This window comes from Methylonatrum kenyense (assembly GCF_023195885.1).
Classification (GTDB): domain Bacteria; phylum Pseudomonadota; class Gammaproteobacteria; order Nitrococcales; family Aquisalimonadaceae; genus Methylonatrum; species Methylonatrum kenyense.
In genome coordinates, this window is the sequence record NZ_JALPKO010000016.1 from 21,080 (window position 1) to 27,484 (window position 6,405).

General features: G+C 64.6%; 8 protein-coding genes. 6 read left to right on the top strand and 2 right to left on the bottom strand.

Annotated features, from left to right (window positions below; translation table 11 throughout):
* Positions 1–22 precede the first annotated feature (22 nt).
* Together M0534_RS13145 and M0534_RS13150 are read right to left on the bottom strand one after the other, a co-directional pair.
* On the bottom strand, positions 23–955 hold the full coding sequence (locus M0534_RS13145; RefSeq protein ID WP_248568897.1) for an electron transfer flavoprotein subunit alpha/FixB family protein: 933 nt from the start codon (positions 953–955) through the stop codon (positions 23–25).
* 2 nt (positions 956–957) lie between these two features.
* A complete protein-coding gene (locus tag M0534_RS13150; protein ID WP_248568898.1) occupies positions 958–1,707 on the bottom strand; it encodes an electron transfer flavoprotein subunit beta/FixA family protein in 750 nt (249 codons plus the stop codon).
* 233 nt (positions 1,708–1,940) lie between these two features.
* On the opposite strand from M0534_RS13150, the gene M0534_RS13155 reads away from it, so the two are divergent.
* The 6 genes from M0534_RS13155 to M0534_RS13180 all read left to right on the top strand — a co-directional run.
* On the top strand, positions 1,941–2,462 hold the full coding sequence (locus tag M0534_RS13155; RefSeq protein WP_248568899.1) for a transcriptional repressor: 522 nt from the start codon (positions 1,941–1,943) through the stop codon (positions 2,460–2,462).
* A 175-nt stretch (positions 2,463–2,637) separates the two neighbouring features.
* Complete coding sequence (locus M0534_RS13160) at positions 2,638–4,131, top strand: TolC family outer membrane protein (RefSeq protein ID WP_248568900.1); 1,494 nt, start codon at positions 2,638–2,640, stop codon at positions 4,129–4,131.
* Positions 4,128–5,111: a PA2778 family cysteine peptidase gene (locus M0534_RS13165; protein ID WP_248568901.1), complete on the top strand. Its 984-nt coding sequence runs from the start codon at positions 4,128–4,130 to the stop codon at positions 5,109–5,111. Before M0534_RS13160 ends, M0534_RS13165 begins: the two co-directional genes overlap by 4 nt.
* Entirely contained in the window at positions 5,111–5,356 is a 246-nt protein-coding gene (locus M0534_RS13170; RefSeq protein ID WP_248568902.1) for a DUF1244 domain-containing protein, read from the top strand. The genes M0534_RS13165 and M0534_RS13170 overlap by 1 nt, the downstream gene beginning before the upstream one ends.
* Complete coding sequence (locus tag M0534_RS13175; protein WP_248568903.1) at positions 5,353–5,979, top strand: DedA family protein; 627 nt, start codon at positions 5,353–5,355, stop codon at positions 5,977–5,979. The genes M0534_RS13170 and M0534_RS13175 overlap by 4 nt, the downstream gene beginning before the upstream one ends.
* Before the next feature lie 231 nt (positions 5,980–6,210).
* Positions 6,211–6,405 (top strand): hypothetical protein (locus tag M0534_RS13180; protein ID WP_248568904.1); only part of this gene is annotated, 195 nt, incomplete at its 3' end.

A 6,405-nucleotide genomic window follows, 5' to 3' on the forward strand; every position in this document is an offset into this window, starting at 1 on the left:
GAAACGTAAAACCAACTGAAACCTAAAGTTTCTCGGTCAACTGCGGTACCACCTCAAACAGATCCGCCACCAGTCCATAGTCCGCGACCTGGAAGATCGGTGCGTCTTCGTCCTTGTTGATGGCGACGATGACCTTGGAGCCGGACATGCCGGCCCAGTGCTGGATGGCCCCGGAGATGCCGACCGCGATGTAGAGTTCCGGCGCGACGACCTTGCCGGTCTGGCCGACCTGGTAGTCGTTCGGTACGTAACCGGCGTCAACCGCAGCGCGGGAGGCACCGACGGCGGCTCCGAGCCGGTCGGCCAGGGCCTCGAGGATGCGGAAGTTCTCGGCGCTGCCGAGTCCGCGACCGCCGGAAACCACGACCCGGGCGGCCGTCAGCTCGGGACGATCCGACTCGGTCAGCTCGCGGCTGACGAAGCGCGACAGGCCGGCATCCGCCGCCGGCGCCAGCTCCTCGATCGTGGCCGAACCACCTTCCGCCGGCGCCTTGTCGAACGCGGTACCGCGGACTGTCAGAACCTTGACCGGGTCGCCGGCCTGCACGGTTGCCAAAGCATTGCCGGCGTAGATCGGGCGAACAAAGGTATCCGGCGACTTGACCGCCATGATGTCGGACACCTGGGCGACGTCCAGCAAGCCGGCCAATCGCGGCATCACGTTCTTGCCCGTGGTTGTCGCCGCAGCCAGCACATGACTGTAGGCATCGGTGACCACAGTCTGCAGCAGCGCCGCCAGGTTCTCGGCCAGCGGTTCCGCGTAATGCGCCGCCTCGGTCAGCAGCACCTTGTCAACGCCCTCGATCTTCGCTGCCTGGTCGGCCACCGCGCGACAGGCCTGGCCGGCCACCAACACGTGCACGGCTTCACCGAGCTGGCCGGCGGCGGTAACCGCCACACGGGTCACGTCGTTTAGGCTGTGATTGTCATGTTCCGCGAGAATCAGGCTGGTCATGGTCAGATCACCTTCGCTTCATTCTTGAGTTTCTCCACCAGCTCGTCGACGCTGCCGACCCGGACACCGCCCTCACGCTCCGGCGGCTCTGCCACCTGCAGCACCTTCAGGCGTTGCTCGACCGTGACCCCCAGCTCTTCCGGGGTGACCGTCTCCAGCGGCTTCTTCTTCGCCTTCATGATCGCCGGCAGCTTGGCAAAGCGCGGTTCATTGAGCCGCAGGTCGGCCGTCACGACGGCAGGCAGGCGCAAGGCAACGGTTTCCAGCCCGCCGTCGATCTCGCGGGTGACCAGCAGCTCCTCACCGTCCGGCCTTACCTCGGACGCAAAGGTACCCTGAGCCCAGCCCAGCAATGCCGCCAGCATCTGCCCGGTCTGGCCGGCATCGTCGTCAATGGCCTGCTTGCCAAGGATCACGATACGCGGGGATTCACGCTCGACCAGGGCCTGCAGCAGCGTGGCCACGGCCAACGGCTGCAACTCGGCATCGGTCTCGAGCAGCATGCCGCGGTCGGCGCCCATGGCCAGGGCGGTGCGCAGCACATCCTGGCATTGCGAGCCGCCGATGGTGACGGCAATCACCTCGTCGGCATGACCGGCTTCCTTGAGCCGAACGGCCTCTTCCACGGCGATTTCGTCGAACGGGTTCATCGACATCTTGACGTTGGCCGTTTCGACATCACTGCCATCGGCCTTGACCCGGATCTTGACGTTGTAGTCGACAACCCGCTTGACGGGGACAAGAATCTTCATGCTGGCTCCATCGAAGAGTTCGCACCGGTGCCGCAGGAAACGCGGCGGCGGCGGGACCCGAGGGGATGCTGACGCCCTGTGCATGACGCCGGTGGCGGAGCGGGCGTAGTACCTCAGGAAAACAAGTGTTTGCGATGGCCGCGAAGCTTAGGGAAAGCGCGGTTCCTTGGCAAGCACGGCGATCCGGCCAGTCATGTTATTCTGTTGCAAATCAGTGTTCATGGCCCAGCTTCATGTCCGAAGACATCGTCACACCGTTCCGTAGCCATCCGCACAACCACCAACGTTGCGTGGCCGATGCCATGGCCCTGGCGGAAGAGCGTTGCGGCCGGCGTGGTGTCCGCCTGACGCCGATCCGACGCCGGGTCCTGGAATTGATCTGGGGTCGGCACGAGCCCGTCAAGGCCTATGACCTGCTCGATCAACTGCGCGAGGACCATCGTGGAGCCGCACCGCCAACGGTCTACCGGGCACTGGATTTCCTGCTGGAACAGGGCCTGATCCACCGCATCGAGAGCCTGAACGCCTACATCGGCTGCGGCGACCCCAGCCACCCGCATCTCGGTCAGTTCCTGATCTGTGATCGTTGCAATGCGGTGGCGGAAATGGACGACAGCGACATCCGGGACCTGCTGGCGCGCAAGGCGGCAACCCAGGGTTTTCACGTCAACTGGCAGACAATCGAGATCAACGGGGTTTGCCCGAGTTGCCGCGCTGTGCCCGAATCCGTGAGCGCAGGCGATGACAGCGACTAGGGAAATGCCGATTTATTCCCGCGTCTGCGCCCGATACCGGTTTGGGTCATCTGGCTCAGCGTTTCCCTAGGTGCAAGGCCCCGGCAGACCATTGCTGCTGATCAGCAATCCGCCTATCGTCACGCAATCGGACCGGTTGGCAGCGCCCCCATCACTACCCGGCAGGCCAAGCCGAATGACGGACATCTTCGTTATGACAGTGTGCAGAACTGCCCGGACCACCTTGCTCGGGCTCATCGCCGCGGCCGTGATTGCCGCACCGCCGTTGATCGCTGAACCCCTGGACCTCATGGATACATTTCGGCTCGCCGAAAGCCAGGATCCGCGGCTGCGGGCGGCCGAGGATCGCTTCCGCGGCACCGAGGAGACACGGGCCCAGGCGCGCGCACTGTTCCTGCCCGAACTCAACCTCGAGGCCGAGTCAGCCTACAACTGGGACTCGACCCGGTTCGGCGGTCAATCCCGCCGGAATACCGATTACGAGAGCTGGAATGCCGGCCTTGTGGCACGACAGCCATTGTTCCGCATCGAGAGCTTTTCCGCCCGCCGGCAGGCCGATATCGTCATCGACACCGCGAGCCTGGAAGTGGCCCGGGCGCGGGAAGAGCTGGCACTGCGAACCAGCGAAGTCTATTTCGACATCCTGCTGGCCCAGGATCAGTTGGCAACGGTGGAGGCAGAGCTGGTGGCCATCGAGCGCGAGTTGCAACGCGCCCAGCGGGCACTGGAGGTCGGCACCGGGACGGTCACCGATGTCAACGATGCCCAGGCCCGGTTCGACCTCGTGCAGTCGGACCGACTGCGGGCGGAGAACAACCTCTCCATTGCCCGCGAGAATCTGCGCCGACTGATTGACCGGCCGGTGGGCGAGTTGATGAGCCTGCAGGATGACTTTCGCGCGGATCCACCGGAACCGGCCGATGCGGCCGCATGGGCGCGACGGGCCGAAGCCAACAACCTGCAGGTGCTGATCGCCGAGCAGGGCTTCGAGCGGGCCCGCGAGGAAGTGGAGCAGGAACGTGGCAGCCGCTACCCGCAGGTGGACATGGTGGCCCGCCACGGTCGCAGTTATCAGGGCGAGGTGACCGGCGGCGGAGGCGGAGCCGCGGCAGGCCAGCAATTCGGCGGCGCCCTGCGCAGCGAGCAGACATCCATCGGCCTGCAACTGACCATGCCGCTCTATACCGGTGGCGCCACAAGCTCACGGATCCGCGAACGGCAGGCGGAACGCGATGCGACCTTCAGCGATACGCTGGACGCAAAGCGCTCGGCGGCCATCGACGCAGAATCCACCTACCTCAACCTGGTCAGCAACCTGCGTCAGATCGAGGCCCTGGAACAGGCGCTGCGCTCGATTCGCAGCACCGAGCAGTCCACCCAGCGGGGTATCGAAGTCGGACTGCGCACCACACTGGACCTGCTCAATGTGCAACGCGAGCGGTTCGAAACCGAGCGGCAGCTATCCGAAGCCCGCTACAGCTATCTGCTGAACTATCTGCGGCTGCTGGCCGCGGTCGGTGCCGCGGCCGACGACACCGGTATTCAGGACGTGAACTTCTTTCTGACGCGGGACCCCGGGCCCCGGGACATCCCCGACCCGGCCGAGCTGGACGCCCTCGATGAACCGACGCCGAATCCGGAGACCGATCCGGTGAGCGATAACGGATGATGTCACCGCGGCTGTTGTTGTTCCTGATGCCGTTGCTTGCCCTTAGCGGTTGCGCGAGCCTCACCGGCATCAGTCAGGACGAAGCCTTCGAGCGTCCGCCGCAGGCGGTGGAACTGACCGAGGTGCCATATCACCCGCAGGAGGCATACCAGTGCGGACCGGCAGCGCTGGCCGAGGTGCTTGGCTGGAGCGGAATCGAGGTCGAACCCGAGGAACTCGAGCCGTCGCTGTTCATCCCCGAGCGAAAGGGCACGCTTCAGGTGGAATTGATCAGCCAGACGCGACAGCGCGACCGCGTGCCCTACCAGATCGACGGCAGTTTCGACGCCATCATGCAGGAGCTTGAAGCCGGCAATCCGGTGCTGGTTTTCCAGAACCTCAGCCTGCGCTGGTTCCCGATCTGGCACTATGCGGTGATCGTCGGCTATGACCCGGAGGCGGAACGATTCATCCTGCGCTCGGGCGAGCACAAGCGGCTGGAAACCAAACTGGACCGCTTCCGCCGCACCTGGGACCGCGGCGACCGCTGGGCGATGGTTGTCACCCGTCCGGACCAGTTGCCTGCAAGCGCCGATGCGAATCGCTGGTTCCGCGCCGGTGCCGATCTGGAACAGACCGGGCGCAGCGACAGTGCACTGCGGGTCTTCGAAACGGGTCGCGAGAAATGGCCAGAGCATGCCGGCTTCCACCTGGGGCTGTTCAACCTGCACTTTGCGGCCGGCGAGCTGGAGGCCGCCGAGGATGCCATCCGCTTGGGCCTGACCGAGGCCGAAGGCAATCATGGCGTGCTCTGGAACAATCTCGCCGGCCTGTTGATGCACCGGCAGGACTGGGATGCGGCGATCGACGCTGCCCAGCAGGCCGTGGCATCAGGCGGCCGGTTTGCCGACAACTTCGAGAGAACGCTGGAGCAGACCCAGTGCCGTGGCGACCAGGACTGCCTCGACCAGCTGGCCAGACAACAGGAGGATTCCGAGTAATGGACAAACAGACGCAAACAGAATTGGAAGCCGCCGCGTTCCGCGCCCTGGTGGCACACCTGCGTGAGCGCAAGGATGTGCAGAACCTGGACCTGATGAACCTGGCCGGCTTCTGTCGCAACTGCCTGTCGAAATGGTACCTGGCCGCGGCCGAGGAACGCGGCATCGAGATGGACTATGAACAGGCGCGCGAGATCATCTACGGCATGAGCTATGCCGAGTGGAAGGACACGTATCAGCGATGACGCTGATTTCCGCCGCCGCCCTGGCCGACGCCCTGGCAGCAAACCCCGGCTGGGTGGCGTTTGCGCTGTTCCTGCTGGTATTCGTCGAAGCCCTGATCGTGGTGGGCTACCTGGTGCCGGCCGCGACGGTGCTGTTCTCGGTCGGCGCCCTGGCCGGCAGCGGCATTGTTTCCTTCCCGCTGGCCCTGGCCGGCACCGCCGCCGGGGCCGCCCTGGGCGGCACGCTGAACTACTGGGTGGGAAGCCAGCTGCAGCACCGGCTGGACAGACTCTGGCCCTTCCGCCAACACCCGGCGCTGCTTCAGCGAAACCGGGATTTCGTCCGCCGCCATGGCGGCAAGAGCGTGTTCTTTGCCCGCTTCAGCAAGCCGTTCCGGCCAACGGTATCCGCGGTTGCCGGCGCCCTGGGCATGGACCGGCGGCGCTTCGCCCTGTTCAACCTCTGGGGGGCCATGCTCTGGTCCTCCGCCTACCTGGGCGTCGGCTTCGGCCTCAGTCATTCAGTCGATTTCTCGCCGGCCCAGGCCATCATCCTTTCGCTGATCCTGCTCGGAATCACCGGCTCCGGCATGCTGCTTCTGGCCATATTGCGGCACAGGCGACTCAACCCCCGGGAACGTTGATCCATTTCTCCGCCTGATCCAGGCCGCTTTCCAAACCCTGCCGGACACACTGTCAACACCCTGCCGACCCGGCAGGCACCGTCATGTTGCCGTTGACGAAAACAACACGCCGTCTCGACAACACCACACGCTCGGACCATGTGCCACCCATTACCTGGCTTGGCACTAGCACTGTTATGTTATACTGTATCATTAAATATTCGCATACCTACAACACGCAAGAGGGCACTCATGAGATCGCAAAAACTCCTGACCCCGGGTCTGAGCGCACTCGCCGTCGCCGGGCTCGTCGCGGCCAATCACGCGGTGGCGCAGGATGAAGGGCGTGGCAGCCAGCTGGTGCTGTCACCGGTAACGGTGACCTCGGATCCGTTCGGCGACCGCTCTGTGGATGACCTGGTGTCATCCACCACGGTGATCAGCGGT

Coding starts and splice junctions, on each gene's coding strand:
- M0534_RS13145 (WP_248568897.1), bottom strand. CDS start 955: ATGACCAGCCTGATTCTCGCGGAACATGACAATCACAGCCTAAACGAC.
- M0534_RS13150 (WP_248568898.1), bottom strand. CDS start 1,707: ATGAAGATTCTTGTCCCCGTCAAGCGGGTTGTCGACTACAACGTCAAG.
- M0534_RS13155 (WP_248568899.1), top strand. CDS start 1,941: ATGTCCGAAGACATCGTCACACCGTTCCGTAGCCATCCGCACAACCAC.
- M0534_RS13160 (WP_248568900.1), top strand. CDS start 2,638: ATGACGGACATCTTCGTTATGACAGTGTGCAGAACTGCCCGGACCACC.
- M0534_RS13165 (WP_248568901.1), top strand. CDS start 4,128: ATGATGTCACCGCGGCTGTTGTTGTTCCTGATGCCGTTGCTTGCCCTT.
- M0534_RS13170 (WP_248568902.1), top strand. CDS start 5,111: ATGGACAAACAGACGCAAACAGAATTGGAAGCCGCCGCGTTCCGCGCC.
- M0534_RS13175 (WP_248568903.1), top strand. CDS start 5,353: ATGACGCTGATTTCCGCCGCCGCCCTGGCCGACGCCCTGGCAGCAAAC.